The following is a 14628-nucleotide window of genomic DNA, read 5'->3' as shown; positions in this document are numbered from 1 at the left end:
GCTCGCGTTGGAAAAGGCGAAAAGGCGGCGCGGGCGGTCCGCGCTCAGTGGCCGTCGAGCTCGCGCAGGGCACGCTTGAGCGCGCCACGCTGGAAGATCAGGCTCCAGCGCCGGCCACCCTGCTGGTGCCACAGCAGGGCAAAGCGCACGCCGCCGAGCAGCGCGGTACGAATGCGCGGGGGCATGCCCGGGCTCTGCAGCAGGCTCGGCTCGCCCTGCACCACGATGCGGTAGCGGAAGGTCGAGAGCGTCTCCTGGTACAGCTCGCCGAGGCTGGCGATCACGTTGTCGTGGGTGTTGCCGAAGTGCTCGGCCTGGCCCTGGATGCGCCCCAGGCGCTCGCCCAGGGTGCGCATCATGGCCGGGTTCTTGCGCAGCTTCTGCATCAAAAGCACCATCGAGAAGCCGTAGCGCATCACCGCCGGGTCCGCCTGCTGGCGCGACATCACCGCCAGCAGGGTGTCGATACCCTGGCGCAGATTGTTGTGGTGGCCGCCGTAGATCGACTCGAAGGTGGGCGGGTCGGTCTCGAGCGTGGCGCGCACCAGCGTGTTCCAGGCGCGTTCGTCGCAGTGGCCGGTGCGCGCGAGCTGATCGACCACCGTGGCGGCCTGGAACACCCCGGCGAGGGCCAGCGCCTGACGGCCGCTGGCGCCCAGGGGGGCAGACTGGATGGGCGTTGGGTTCATGCCGAACGCGCGCTCCCTGTGAGTGAGGTGGGCTCGACCGCGCCGGCATCGGTCGTGGCGGTGGCGCGGATCACCGCACCGCCGAGGCAGACGTCGTCGGCGTAGAGCACCAGCGACTGACCCGGCGTGACCGCGCGCTGCGGGGTGTCGAAGTGCACCGCCAGGCCGCCATCGTCGAGCACCTGCACCTCGCAGGGTTCGTCCTGCTGGCGGTAGCGGGTCTTGGCGCGCAGGCGCGTGGTCTTGGGCGGGGCGCCGGCGATCCAGGCGGCGGGTTCGCAGTAGGCGGTGTCGCTGTAGAGCAGCGGATGCTCGCCCTGGACCACCACCAGCACATTGCGCGCGAGGTCCTTGGCGGCGACGAACCACGGATCTTCGCTGTGCGCCTTGAGCCCGCCGATGCCCAGGCCGCGGCGCTGGCCCAGGGTGTAGTACATCAGGCCCATGTGCTCGCCGACCACTTCACCCTCGGGGGTCTCGATACGCCCCGGCTGGGCCGGCAGATACTGCTTGAGGAAGTCGCTGAAGCGGCGTTCGCCGATGAAGCAGATGCCGGTCGAATCCTTCTTGCGCGCGGTGGCCAGGCCGTGGCGCTCGGCCAGGGCACGCACCTCGGACTTCTCGAGTTCACCCACCGGGAACAGCGTCTTGGCGATCGCCGCGCCTGGCACTGCGTGTAGGAAGTAGCTCTGATCCTTGTTGGCGTCGCGGCCCTTGAGCAGCTCGGCATGGCCATCCGCAGTGAGACGCCGGCGCACGTAGTGGCCGGTGGCGATCAGATCGGCACCGAGCATCTCGGCGTAATCGAGGAAGACTTTGAACTTGATCTCGCGGTTGCACAGGATGTCCGGATTGGGTGTGCGTCCGGCCTGGTACTCGGCGAGAAAGTGCTCGAACACGTTGTCCCAGTACTCGGCAGCGAAGTTGGCCGTGTGCAGCTTGATGCCGAGGCTGTCGCAGACCGCCTGGGCATCGGCCAGATCCGCCATCGCGGTGCAGTATTCGGTCCCGTCGTCCTCGTCCCAGTTCTTCATGAACAGGCCCTCGACGCGGTAACCCTGCTCGAGCAGGCGCAGCGCGGTGACCGAGGAGTCGACGCCACCGGACATGCCCACGATCACGGTGGTAGCGCCGGTCGCGGTCGGGCCCTCGGGTGTCTCGGATGGAGGTGTGGCAAGCGTCATGGCGAATCTCTGGCCGACAGGGTCCGTGGCGAGCGGGGCGCAACCCCCGGCACCGGCACGGGCCGCGAAATAAATGACCCGGGATTATAGCCGAAAGCGCGGGGCAGCATCGAGTGCGCCGCGCTGTCGGCTCGGTTGCCGGTGGCGTGGGCATGGCGGTGCGAGTATGGCGGGGAAAACTTGGCGACGAGCGTCTGGCGAGGCCGACGTCAGCGTTCGCGAATCGCGTCCAGCGGAAAGCGGCGGCCCTCGCGCACGTCACGCAGGCGCTGCATCACCACCGGGCTGCGCAGTCGGCGGGCGCGCTCGAGGTCATCGATCTCGTCGAAGGTCAGCCAGTGAGCGCTGACGATTCCCTTGTCGAGCGGGTTGCCCAGATGCGCCAGCGGTAGGCCCAGGAAGGCGTGGCTATGGAAGGTCAGGCCATCCTGGGTATGATGGACATAAAGGCCGAGATAGTCGGTGATCGCCACCTGCCAGGCCGCTTCCTCGCGCACTTCGCGTTCGGCGGCGGAGACCAGCCGCTCGCCGCGCTCGAGGTGGCCGGCCGGCTGGTTGTAGAGGCTGAACGGGCCGCCACGATCCTCTTCGACCATCAGATAACGGCCGGCGCGTTCCACCACGACGGCCACGGTCACGCGTGGTGTCCAGCGATTCATGTCATTTCTCTCCCCACTTCCCCACTCGAACGCTTCCACGGCGCACTCTGGCGGCCGGGCTGACTACGATCATACCGGGTCTGGCGTCGCGGCACAGCCCGTGCGGCCCTCCCCGAGGCTGCGCTCAGCGGCGTCGGCGCGTTCGCGCGCGGCCCGGAGCGGGTGCCGTCGGCAGGTTGAGCCGTTCACTGCGCCACGCCCCGGGAGCCAGCTCCCCCAACTGCCAGGGGCCGATCGCCACTCGCACCAGGCGCAGCGTCGGGTAGCCGATATGGGCGGTCATGCGGCGTACCTGGCGGTTGCGCCCCTCGCGCAGCTCGATCTCCAGCCAGGTGGTGGGGATGTCGCGGCGAAAGCGCACCGGCGGGTCGCGCGGCGCTGGCGGCGGGCCATCCAGCCGGCGAACTCGGGCCGGCCGCGTTGGGCCATCCTTGAGCGTCACGCCGCGGGCGAGCGCCGCCAGGGCGGCGTCATCGGGCGCGCCCTCGACCTGCACCCAGTAGCGTTTGGCCAGCTTGTGGCGCGGGTCGCTGATGCGGTGGATCAGGCCGCCGTCGTCGGTGAGCAGCAGTAGGCCCTCGGAGTCGTAGTCGAGGCGGCCGGCGGCGTAGACGCCGGGCACCGCCAGATGGTCGGCCAGGGTGGCGCGACCGCGATCATCGGTGAACTGGCAGAGCACCTGATAGGGTTTGTGCAGCAGGTAGATTCGACCCATGGATTTCGCGTCGAGGCGACTCCTGAAAAGGTGGGCAGGCAGCGTGACAGAGTGCGGCCGGCGAGTGACCGGGCGCAGGTGGTGGCCGCCGTCGGGCTGGCGTTAGAGCCCACGGCTAACTATTTTTTGTTCGGGCTTGCATCATGGCGATATCGGCCGCATCTTCAAGGGAACCTCGGGTCTTCAACGGTATCCAATACCCCACTGATACACGGCTCGATTCGCACCTGTGCGAGGCGGCCAGGTCGCCGACGCTGCACAGAGTACCGGTGCAGGGCGCCAGACGCACCCGCCGCGATACCCGTGCAACGGTAGACGAACCCGGTCCGTGCACTCAGGAATTCATCCTTACCATGTTAGAGATCGTAGATAGCGTGTCGTCCGATTCCCATGGGGAGCCGGCGCGTCTCGGCATGACGCGCCCTCCCGACCCTGATCACCACGAGCAGGGAGACGTTGCCGAACAGGCGTCGGAGCCGAAGCTGGCGCCGCCGCCGATGTACAAGGTCGTACTCTACAACGACGACTACACCCCGATGGAGTTCGTCGTCGAGATACTTCAGCGTTTCTTCGCCATGGACAGTGAGAAGGCGGTGCAGATCATGCTCGCCGTGCACACCCAGGGGAAAGCGACCTGCGGCATCTTCACCCGCGACGTGGCGGAGACCAAGTGTCATCTGGTCAACGAGTATGCGCGCGAGTGCGAACATCCGCTCCTGTGTGATGTGGATGCCGTCGAGTAGGGGGTGGTGGGGCGGTCCGCGACGCTTTATGCGTCGGGGACTTGCGAAACCGCTGTTTGTGCCCGATTGTGAAAGTGCCGACCGACGCCCTCAGTGGCTAAAAGGGGACTGCCATGTTGAGTAAAGAACTTGAACTCACCCTGAACACGGCCTTCACCGTGGCGCGCTCCAAGCGACACGAGTTCATGACCGTGGAGCACTTGCTGCTGGCGCTTCTCGACAATGCTTCGGCAGCCGACGTGCTGAATGCCTGTGGGGCGAATCTGGAGAAGCTGCGTGCCGATCTGCAGGATTTCATCAACTCCACCACGCCGCTGATCCCCGAGGATCAGGACGATCGCGAAACGCAGCCCACGCTCGGCTTCCAGCGCGTGCTGCAACGTGCAGTATTCCACGTCCAGTCCTCCGGCAAGAGCGAGGTCACCGGCGCCAACGTACTGGTCGCTATCTTCTCCGAGCAGGAGAGCCAGGCGGTCTATTTCCTCAAGCAGCAGAGCGTGGCCCGCGTCGACGCGGTCAACTACATCGCTCACGGCATCTCCAAGGTGGCGGGCCACGGCCAGTCGCAGCAGCCTTCTCAGGAGTCCGAAGAGGGCGAGGAGGCCGCTACCGAGAATGGCCAGCACCCGCTCACCAGCTACGCCACCAACCTCAACGAGCAGGCCCGTCTGGGCAAGATCGACCCGCTGATCGGGCGCGATCACGAGCTCGAGCGGGTGGTGCAGATCCTGGCGCGCCGGCGTAAGAACAACCCGCTGCTGGTGGGCGAGGCCGGCGTCGGCAAGACCGCCATCGCCGAAGGTCTGGCCAAGCGTATCGTCGAGGAAGATGTTCCCGATGTGATCGCCGATGCGGTGGTCTACTCCCTCGACATGGGCGCGCTACTGGCGGGCACCAAATATCGCGGCGACTTCGAGAAGCGTCTCAAGGGGCTGCTGGCGGAGCTGCGCAAGCAGGAGAACTCGATCCTGTTCATCGACGAGATCCATACCGTGATCGGCGCCGGCGCCGCCTCGGGTGGGGTCATGGACGCCTCGAACCTGCTCAAGCCGCTGCTCTCCTCGGGTGAGCTGCGCTGTATCGGTTCGACCACCTTCCAGGAGTTCCGCGGTATCTTCGAGAAGGACCGCGCCCTGGCTCGCCGCTTCCAGAAGGTCGACGTGCCCGAGCCCTCTGTGGACGACACCATTCGTATCCTCAAGGGGCTGCGCGGGCGCTTCGAGGAGCACCACCAGCTCAAGTACACCGATGGCGCGCTGGAGAGTGCGGCGCGGCTGGCGGATCGCTACATCAACGACCGCCACCTGCCGGACAAGGCGATCGACGTCATCGACGAAGCCGGTGCGCATCAGCGGCTGCTGCCGCCCGAGGCGCGAGTCGCGACCATCGATGTCGACCAGGTCGAGGCGGTGGTGGCGTCGATCGCGCGGATTCCGCCGAAGAGCGTCTCCAGCTCCGATCGCAAGCTGCTCTCCAATCTGGAGCGCGATCTCAAGATGCTGGTGTTCGGCCAGGACGAGGCGATCACCAGTCTTTCGGCGGCGATCAAGCTTTCGCGGGCCGGGCTCAAGTCGCCCGACAAGCCGGTCGGCAGCTTCCTGTTCGCGGGCCCCACCGGGGTCGGCAAGACCGAGGTGGCGCGTCAGCTCTCGCATCTCATGGGGATCGAGCTGGTCCGTTTCGACATGTCCGAGTACATGGAGCGCCACACCGTGTCGCGCCTGATCGGGGCGCCCCCCGGGTATGTCGGTTACGACCAGGGCGGTTTGCTGACCGAGGCGATCAACAAGCAGCCGCACTGCGTGTTGCTGCTCGATGAGATCGAAAAGGCGCACCCGGAAGTCTTCAATCTGCTGCTGCAGGTGATGGATCATGGCCGTCTGACCGACAACAACGGCCGCGAGGCGGATTTCCGCCACGTGATCATCATCATGACCTCGAACGCCGGTGCCGAGCAGATCTCGCGTCGCTCGATCGGGTTCCAGACCCAGGACCACTCGACCGATGGCATGGAGGTGATCCGCCGGACCTTCTCGCCGGAGTTCCGCAACCGCCTCGACGGGATCATCCAGTTCCACGGTCTCGAACCGTCGATCGTGCGCAACGTGGTCGACAAGTTCCTGGTCGAGCTCCAGGCTCAGCTCGACGAGAAGCGGGTGCAGCTGGATGTCGACGAGGATGCCCGTCGCTGGCTGGCGGAGAAGGGCTACGATCCGGAGATGGGGGCGCGGCCGATGGCTCGCGTGATCCAGGAGAAGCTCAAGAAGCCGCTGGCGGAGATGATCCTGTTCGGCGATCTGGCCGAGAACGGCGGCGTGGTCCACGTCACCGTGGAGAACGACGAGCTACAGCTGGAGACCGAGGCCGAAGTGGCCTAATCGGGTTGCCCGAGTGGCTGGGCGCGCGGCCAGCCACTCGGTGTCCCGACGGGCGGTCTCGATACGCCAGAACGTCGAAACGACCAAGTCCAGAATTCACAACCTCTTCGAAACGACAACGCCTCGCCATGGCAACATGGCGAGGCGTTTTCGATTCTGGGTGCTGGCGGCGGCTGACGCCCGTGACAATGGTGGCTCGGGGCGCGATAGACAGGCGGGAAGCGCGTTCCCGTCAGCGGCGCCGAAGGGCAGGGCTCAGCGCGAGCGGTAGACGATGCGGCCCTTGGAGAGGTCGTAGGGGGTCAGTTCGACCTTGACCTTGTCGCCGGTCAAAATACGGATGTAGTTCTTGCGCATCTTGCCGGAAATATGAGCAGTGACGACGTGGCCATTTTCCAGCTCGACGCGGAACATGGTATTGGGCAGCGTGTCGACGACGACACCCTCCATTTCGATGTGATCTTCTCGTGCCATATAGGCGATCCCTCTTGGGTATTGGTTGGCGGACCGCTCGGTCGGCCGTCGACGCACACCACCGCGAACGGCAGCGGTGCCATCCACGGTCAGCGACGAGCCCGACCCGGGCCTCTGAAGTGCGCGATATTATGGGCCATCTCGACGCCGAAGGCAAAAAGCGGCTCAGGTCAATGCCGTCGCCGGCACTCGTCGCTGCCAGCGGCCGCCGTCGAGGTACTCCAGCGGCTGATACGCCTGCTTGTAGCGCATCTTCTGGCTCTCGCGAATCCAGTAGCCCAGGTAGACGTGGGGTAGGCCCCGGCGGCGCGCCAGTTCGATCTGGCTGAGCACCGCGAACACGCCGAGCGAGCGGCGCTGCAGCGCCGGATCGGGATCGAAGAAGGTGTAGATCGCCGACAGCCCATGGCCCAGCAGGTCGGTGGCGGCGACCGCGATCAGCCGTTCGTCGAGCCAGAATTCGAGCAGCTTGGCGAATGGCTGGGTCTGGGTCAGAAACTGCCGGTACTGCTCGCGGCTGGGTGGAAACATATCGCCATCGGCGTGGCGGGCACGGATGTAGCTTGCGTAGAGCGCGTAGTGGCGCTCGTCGAACAGCGTGGGGCGCAGCCGCGTGGTGATGTCGCGATTGCGCTGTATCAGCTTGCGTTGCGTGCGCGAGGGGGAGAAATCTTCCACCGGAATGCGCACCGAGACGCAGGCGCTGCAAGCACCGCAATGGGGTCGGTAGAGGTTGGCCCCGCTGCGCCTGAAGCCGAGCAGGGTCAGGGCGTCGTAGACATCCGCGGTGGGTGGCTCCTGCGGGTCGAGGAATAGCGTCGTCGCTTCGCGGCCGGGGAGATAGCTGCAGGGGTGCGGCACCGTCAGGAAGAAACGGAGATCGCGTGCCTGACGCTGCGCTGTGCTGCGGTTCGCATTGTCGCTGCTCACGGGGGCTCCGAGGGCCAGAGGCCGGCTGGGGTGGGTTGGTCCACGCTCTTCTCAAGGTAGTCGATGAACGTCTCGCGGGCGATCTCCCGGGCGCCCATGCTGGCCAGGTGCGCGGTATGCATCTGGCAGTCGATCAGTGGGAAGCCGTGTGCCTCGAGACAGCGTGCGAGGGCCACCAGCGCGACCTTGGACGCGTCGGCGCAGCGACTGAACATCGATTCGCCGAAAAAGACCTGGCCCAGCGCGATCCCGTAGAGCCCGCCCACCAGCTCGCCGTGGCGCCAGGTCTCGACGCTGTGGGCGTGGCCCAGTGCGTGCAGGCGGCGGTAGGCGAGGGCCATCTCGGCGTCGATCCAGGTGCCGCCACTACCCACGCGCTCGGCCGCGCAGGCGTCGATGACCGCATCGAAGGCATGATCGAAGGTGGTGGTGAAGCCACCGTTGCGCAGGCGCTTGGCCAGGCTGCGGCGTACACGAACCTCTGATGGAAACAGCACCATGCGCGGCGCAGGCGACCACCACAGCAGCGGATCGCCCTCGCCATACCAGGGGAAGATGCCGCGGCGGTAAGCGGCCAGCAGCCACTCCGGAGTCAGCGCGCCGCCGGCGGCGAGCAGCCCGTTGGGCTCGTCGAGTGCCTGCGAGACATCGGGAAACGCGATAGGGGCGGGGGGGAGCCAGCGCAGCATGCAGCCTTCCTGTGGGTCTTGCGGCCGCGGAGCTGCGACCGCCTGGCGAGAATTCAGGGAACGTTAAGGTTTGCGCATCCGTTGCCGATAAGACGCCTGATCCTCTGACAATCGTGATCCTCTGACAACTCCGATCTTTCTGACGACAAGGTAGAACAATCGATGGCGGCAATTCGACAACGGCTGCGCCATGCGGGTATCGGTACCAAATTGGCGCTGATCGTCGGCCTGCTTCAGGTCGTGGTGTTGCTGGGCCTGGCCGTTGCCATGGCGCAGACCAGCAGTAGCCAACTACGCAAGGCCACCGAGCACGAACTGGCGACGCAACAGGCATCCATCGCCGATATGCTATCGCTCTTCGACTATAGCCTGCAGCAGCAGGCCAATCGCTTCCTCGACATCTTCGCCGATCAGTACATGGGGCGCTTCGTGCTGCTGCCCGATCAGCAGGTCGAGGTGGCCGGGCGCCAGACCCCGATGCTCAAGGATGGGCTCGAGGTGATCAACGACAACACCTGGAAGCTCGATCGCTTCACCGAGCAGACCACCGCACCGGCGACCATCTTCGCCCGTGATGGCGACGACTTCGTGCGCGTGTCGACCTCGCTCAAGGATGCCGACGGCAAGCGCGCCATGGGCACGCTGCTCGATCGCGGCTCGCGCAGCTATGCCAGTCTGATGGCGGACAAGCCCTATACCGGCCTCGCCACGCTGTTCGGCACCGCCTACATCACCAAGTATCAGCCGATTCACGACGGCGACGGCAAGGTCATCGGCGCGCTCTTCGTGGGGGTCGACATCAGTGCCGAGATGGAGAAAGTGAAAGCGCAGATTCGCGGCATGAAAATCGGTCAGCAGGGCTATACCATGCTGATCGCCGCGGGTGGCAAGCGCGCAGGACAAGTGCTCGCGGGTGGCCCCTACGAGGGCACCGACTTGCGCCAGGGCGAGCGCGCCGCTGCCTTCGCGCCGCTGTTCGACAAAGCCTCCGGCGAGCTCGACTATACCGCGAATGGCGAGAAGCGGCTGCTGGCGTTCACCCGCTATCCGGACTGGCAGTGGACCATCGCCGGCTCGGTATCGATGGACGAGATCAACGCCGGAGTGATGGCTGCCCGCGACCGCTTCCTGCTGATCGCGGTGGGGATCGCGATCCTGCTCAGCCTGCTGCTCTACGTCATCTTCAAACGGCTGGTCTCGCGGCCCATGCAGCGCACGGTCGAGCTTGCCCGGGCGCTCGCCGAGGGCGACCTGTCGCAGCGTATCGACAGCCGCCGACGTGACGAGATCGGCCAACTGGTGCTGGCGATGAACGGCATCGGCGACGGCCTCGAGCGGATCGTGCGCCAGGTGCGCTCGGCGATCGAGGAGACCGACGGACATACCCAGGAGCTGGCTGCAGGCAACGCAGACCTCTCGGCGCGCACCGAATCCCAGGCCTCGAGTCTCGAGCAGACCGCCGCCAGCACCGAGCAGCTCAACGCCACCGTGCGCCAGAATGCGGAGCGCGCCCAGGAGAGCGACGCCCAGGCGAGCCGTACCGCTGAGGCCGCCGGGGATGCGCAGAAGACGGTCGACTCGACGGTCGAGGCGATGCGTCGTATCGACGAGATGGCCAAGCAGATCGCCGACGTCGTCGGGGTCATCGACAGCATCGCCTTCCAGACCAACCTGCTGGCGCTCAACGCCTCGGTCGAGGCCGCCCGCGCCGGCGAACAGGGGCGCGGCTTCGCGGTGGTGGCGCAGGAGGTGCGTAGCCTGGCCGAGCGTTGCGCCAACTCGGCGCGCGAGATCAAGGGGCTGATCGGGCGCACGGTGGAGGAGGTCGAGAGCGGCAATCTGCAGGCCGCGGAAGCCGGCGAGCAGGTCGCCGCGATCGTCTCCCAGATCGAACGTATCAGTACGCTGATGGCCGAGATCCGCCTGGCCTCCGAAGAGCAGTCCCACGGTATCGAGCAGATCAACGTCGCGGTGTCGCAGATCGACGAGACCACGCAGAGCAACGCCGCACTAGTGCGTCAGTCGAGCCGCTCGACCCAGCAGCTGAGCGAGCAGAGCCGGCGCCTGAGCGAGACCGTGGCCCTGTTCCGGCTGCGTGAGGGCGGTGGCAGCGATGACTCCGCGCTGGATGCGGCTGATACCCCGGCGTTGCCGGGACACACGCCGGCCTGACCCCACCCCCGGCGCCGCACTCGTGCCGGGTGCGGCGCCCCCCTGTGATGTCGACGCGGGCCCCGGTATGATGGCGGGTCGAGGAAATCGGCCCGCCGTCGCGGGCCGGTGGTTCATCGCCGCCGACCCGGGCGCCACGGCAAGCCCACGGGAACGCGGCCGTTGAGGCGTCCTGCCGGAAGCAGGCGCGAGGGGGTTGAGCGTTTGAGTGCCAAGAGTTCGGCCAAGAAGGGCCGTCGTTCATCTGCGCAAGCCAAGGAACAGGCACGCCGTGTGATCATGCAGCTCCAGGGCGTGACCCGCGAAGGCGCCGTGATTCTGCTGCTCGCGATCTGTGTGTTCCTGCTGCTGGCGCTGTTCAGCTATCACCCCGGCGATCCTGGTTGGTCGCATAGCGGGCCCGACCAGGATATCGCCAACTGGATGGGCCAGATCGGGGCCTGGCTCTCCGATGTCCTCTATTCGCTGTTCGGCGCCAGTGCGCTGTGGTGGCCGGGCATGTTCGGTCTGGCGGCGTGGCGCATCATGCGCCAGCACCAGGTCCAGATCGCCTGGGACCCGGTCGCACTCGCCGTGCACACCGGTGGCCTGGTGCTGCTGTTGATGAGCACCACCACGCTGGGTGACCTGCATTTCTATAACCCCGCCAGCGATCTGCCCAACCAGGCGGGCGGTATTCTCGGCATGGGCATCGCCGGTGGGCTGTCGCAGCTGGTCGGCGTGCATGGCACCACCCTGATCGCCATCGCCGCCTTCATGTGCGGTTTCACCCTGTTCACCGGCATGTCCTGGCTGACCGTGATGGACGAGCTGGGCAGCTCTTGCCATCGCCTGTTCCAGTGGCTGCGAGCGCACAGCGCCGAGCGCCGCGAGGTGCGCGCCAACCGTCGCGCCGAGCAGCGGGCCGAACGCGAACAGGTCGAGCGTGAGCAGATCGAGCATGAGCAGAGCCCAGCCGAGGAGAGCGACGGCGTCGACGAAGCGCCCACTACCGCGGTGGACAAGCCGCGCTGGTGGTCGCGCTGGTTGCCGTGGCAGCGCGCGCCGGATCTCGAGCAGTGGGACGAAGAGCCCTCGCTGGGCGCAGCGCTGCAGCCGGAGCCGGCGTGGGAAGGGGCGGGTGGCGAGTCCGGCAGCGGGCAGCGTCAGTCACGCTGGCGCCACGACGGCAGCACCGATATCCCCTGGGAGGTGCCCGAGCGCACGCCCTCGGCCAAGCAGCCCGAGGCCGCCTATGCCAGCCGCCAGCAGCGTGAAGAGGCGCGCGAGCCGACGCTGCACGAGCGCCCGCCGGCTGGTGCCGCCTCTGCGCCCCGCAGCGAGACCGAATGGCGGCCCGCGCGCTCGGCCACACCGCCGCCGCGACGCCGCGAGGACTCTCCGCGTGAACCCAGTCTGAATCCGCGTGAGCCGACATTGGCCCCGCGCGAGCCGACGCTAGCCCCACGCGAGCCCACATTGACCTCGCGCGAGCCCGCACCGGATAGCCCGACCGCGGATGCGTCGAAGCCGCAGGCGGCGTCGCCGACTCGAGAAATCCCGCATGAGGACGCCGTGCGTACGCCGTTCCGTGCCGATGTCACCCGCCGGCGTATCCCCGAAGCGTTCCAGGCGTCGTCGATGGCGCCCGAGGAAAGCGGCGCGGAGACCGGTGATCACCCAACTGCCAGCGAGACAGGCGCCGAGATGGCAGACCCCCGTGGCGAGCCGGCCGACAGCGGCCGGCTCTCCGCGGCGGAGGACGAGACCCCCACCGCGCACTGGGGGCTGCGCGCCGAGCGCCACGAGGCGCCGGCCGGCTGGCGCCATGCCCGCGCCGCCAATGAAAGCGGTTCTGATGGCAGCGGCGCCGAGATGCCGCGCCGCGATGAGGATGGTACCCGCGGTGCCTCGGCACGCCCCGGGCCCGCCGAGCCGACGCTGGGCGCGTTCGCGGCTGGCCTGGGCAGCGATCTGCCTGACGCCGGGGCGCGTGAACCGAGCCTCGACTGGGCGCGCGGCGGTGCGGACGAGTCGCGCTTTGTCGCGCCGACCCGGCGCGAGCCCACGCATTGGGGGCTCGATGACGTGCACGCAGAGACGCAGGCCGATGAGCCGCAAGCCGAGGAGCGTGATGCACCGGTCGAGCGCTCGCCGCTGCCGCCGGGAAGCGCTGCCAGCATTCACGCCGATGGCGCCGATGGCGCCGATAACGCCCTGGCGCCGTGTCGTGGCGATTCCGAAGAAGCGGATTGGGACGAGGCTGCCGACAGCAGCGAGGACGCGGCCAGGTATCATGCCGACGCACCGGCACCGGCACCGGCACCGGCACCGGCACCGGCACCGCGCGGCGATATGGCTACCGCCGAGCAGGCGCGGGCGGCGGCGGATGATCAACCGACGCTGTGGACCGTCGAGCATCTGCAGAGCCAGCGTCCGGCGTTCGATGACATGCCCGAACCCACTGGCGAGCTGCCATCGATCCGGCTGACCACGCCGGCCGACCCGGAGCAGCCCAACTACACGCCCGAACAGCTCGCCGACATGGCCGAGCTGCTGGAAATGCGTCTGCGTGAGTATGGGGTCAAGGCCGAGGTGGTCGAGACTTGGCCGGGGCCGGTGATCACGCGCTTCGAGATTCGTCCCGCGGCCGGGGTCAAGGTCTCCAAGATCAGCAATCTGGCCAAGGACCTGGCACGCTCGCTGATGGTCAAGAGCGTGCGCGTGGTCGAGGTCATTCCCGGCAAGCCCACGGTGGGGATCGAGATTCCCAACCCGAACCGGGCGATGATCCGCATTCGCCAGGTGCTCGACTCCGACGTCTATCAGCAGGCCGACTCGCCGGTGACCCTGGCGCTGGGCCAGGATATCGGCGGCAAGCCGGTGGTGGCCAACCTCAACAAGATGCCGCACCTGCTGGTGGCCGGCACCACCGGTTCGGGCAAGTCGGTGGGGATCAACACCATGCTGGTGTCGATGCTGCTCAAGGCGACCCCTGACGAAGTGCGCATGATCATGGTCGACCCCAAGATGCTCGAGCTGTCGGTCTACGACGGCATTCCGCATCTGCTGGCCCCGGTGGTCACCGACATGAAGGAAGCGGCCAACGCGCTGCGCTGGTGCGTGGCCGAGATGGAGCGGCGCTACAAGCTGATGGCGGCCATGGGTGTGCGCAACATCGCCGGTTTCAACGCCAAGCTCGACGAGGCCGAGCGCCACGGCGCCCAGGTCCAGGACCCGCTGTGGGAGCCACAGCCGTGGGAGATGCACCAGCAGCCGCCGACGCTGGCCAAGCTGCCCTATATCGTGGTGGTGATCGACGAATTCGCCGACATGTTCATGATCGTCGGCAAGAAGGTCGAGGAGCTGATCGCGCGGCTGGCGCAGAAGGCGCGCGCCGCGGGTATCCACCTGATTCTCGCTACCCAGCGGCCGTCGGTGGACGTGGTCACCGGGCTGATCAAGGCCAACATCCCCACCCGCATGGCGTTCCAGGTGTCGTCGAAGATCGATTCGCGCACCATTCTCGACCAGGGCGGTGCCGAAAACCTGCTCGGCCATGGCGACATGCTCTATCTGCCGGCGGGGGCAGGGATGCCGCAGCGTGTCCACGGCGCCTTCGTCGACGACGACGAGGTCCACCGCATCGTCGAGGACTGGAAGCGGCGCGGTGAGCCGGAGTATATCGAGGAGATCCTCTCCGGTGGCGTCTCCGCCGATGCCCTGGCCGGGCTCGAGGCCGAAGGTGGCGACGGCGAAGACGCCGAACAGGATGCGCTCTACGACGAGGCGGTGCAGTTCGTCACCGAGAGCCGGCGCGCCTCGATCTCGGCGGTCCAGCGTCGCTTCAAGATCGGCTACAACCGCGCCGCGCGGCTGGTGGAGGCGATGGAGCAGGCCGGCGTCGTCTCGTCGATGGGCAACAACGGCTCGCGCGAAGTGCTGGCGCCGCCACCGGTGGGCAACTGAGCCGCCATCCCGCTGTCCAAGGATCATGTTCTCTGCACTCAGACAAG

General features: G+C 67.1%; 11 protein-coding genes. 4 read left to right on the top strand and 7 right to left on the bottom strand.

The annotated features are described in order from the left end of the window. Window positions 1-44: 44 nt before the first annotated feature. From hflD to J0A90_RS04340, 4 genes are all read right to left on the bottom strand, one after another. Window positions 45-689, bottom strand: a complete 645-nt coding sequence (hflD, locus tag J0A90_RS04355) for a high frequency lysogenization protein HflD (protein WP_207030977.1) — start codon at window positions 687-689, stop codon at window positions 45-47. Then, window positions 686-1873 (bottom strand): tRNA 2-thiouridine(34) synthase MnmA, encoded by a 1188-nt coding sequence (mnmA, locus tag J0A90_RS04350; protein ID WP_207030976.1) that lies wholly within the window; start codon window positions 1871-1873, stop codon window positions 686-688. Before mnmA ends, hflD begins: the two co-directional genes overlap by 4 nt. 209 nt (window positions 1874-2082) lie before the next feature. Continuing rightward, window positions 2083-2532, bottom strand: a complete 450-nt coding sequence (locus J0A90_RS04345) for an NUDIX domain-containing protein (RefSeq protein WP_035473198.1) — start codon at window positions 2530-2532, stop codon at window positions 2083-2085. A 124-nt stretch (window positions 2533-2656) separates the two neighbouring features. Beyond that, window positions 2657-3247: a pseudouridine synthase gene (locus J0A90_RS04340; RefSeq protein ID WP_207030974.1), complete on the bottom strand. Its 591-nt coding sequence runs from the start codon at window positions 3245-3247 to the stop codon at window positions 2657-2659. Window positions 3248-3660: 413 nt separating this feature from the next. Here J0A90_RS04340 and clpS point away from each other — a divergent pair, with 413 nt between their 5' ends. Together clpS and clpA are read left to right on the top strand one after the other, a co-directional pair. Then, window positions 3661-3990, top strand: coding sequence for an ATP-dependent Clp protease adapter ClpS (clpS, locus tag J0A90_RS04335; RefSeq protein WP_285950070.1), 330 nt, complete (start codon window positions 3661-3663; stop codon window positions 3988-3990). Window positions 3991-4103: 113 nt separating this feature from the next. Then, window positions 4104-6368, top strand: a complete 2265-nt coding sequence (gene clpA, locus J0A90_RS04330; protein WP_207030971.1) for an ATP-dependent Clp protease ATP-binding subunit ClpA — start codon at window positions 4104-4106, stop codon at window positions 6366-6368. A gap of 255 nt (window positions 6369-6623) precedes the next feature. On the opposite strand, the gene infA is transcribed toward clpA, so the two are convergent. From infA to aat, 3 genes are all read right to left on the bottom strand, one after another. Further along, window positions 6624-6842, bottom strand: a complete 219-nt coding sequence (gene infA, locus J0A90_RS04325; protein ID WP_013332816.1) for a translation initiation factor IF-1 — start codon at window positions 6840-6842, stop codon at window positions 6624-6626. A gap of 165 nt (window positions 6843-7007) precedes the next feature. Further along, window positions 7008-7772 carry an arginyltransferase gene (locus J0A90_RS04320; RefSeq protein WP_233076483.1) on the bottom strand — a complete coding sequence of 255 codons (765 nt, stop codon included), beginning with the start codon at window positions 7770-7772 and terminating at the stop codon, window positions 7008-7010. After that, entirely contained in the window at window positions 7769-8461 is a 693-nt protein-coding gene (gene aat, locus J0A90_RS04315) for a leucyl/phenylalanyl-tRNA--protein transferase (RefSeq protein WP_207030969.1), read from the bottom strand. The genes J0A90_RS04320 and aat overlap by 4 nt, the downstream gene beginning before the upstream one ends. A gap of 162 nt (window positions 8462-8623) precedes the next feature. On the opposite strand from aat, the gene J0A90_RS04310 reads away from it, so the two are divergent. Both J0A90_RS04310 and J0A90_RS04300 read left to right on the top strand, forming a co-directional pair. Then, window positions 8624-10633 (top strand): methyl-accepting chemotaxis protein, encoded by a 2010-nt coding sequence (locus J0A90_RS04310; protein WP_207030966.1) that lies wholly within the window; start codon window positions 8624-8626, stop codon window positions 10631-10633. Window positions 10634-10837: 204 nt separating this feature from the next. Beyond that, window positions 10838-14581 carry a DNA translocase FtsK gene (locus J0A90_RS04300; RefSeq protein WP_304617738.1) on the top strand — a complete coding sequence of 1248 codons (3744 nt, stop codon included), beginning with the start codon at window positions 10838-10840 and terminating at the stop codon, window positions 14579-14581. The last annotated feature ends 47 nt before the right edge of the window (window positions 14582-14628 follow it).

It is taken from the genome of Salinicola sp. DM10, from assembly GCF_017306975.2.
Classification (GTDB): domain Bacteria; phylum Pseudomonadota; class Gammaproteobacteria; order Pseudomonadales; family Halomonadaceae; genus Salinicola.
The sequence above is the reverse complement of the archived record's forward strand: the minus strand, read 5'-3'. Positions and strand labels throughout refer to the sequence as shown.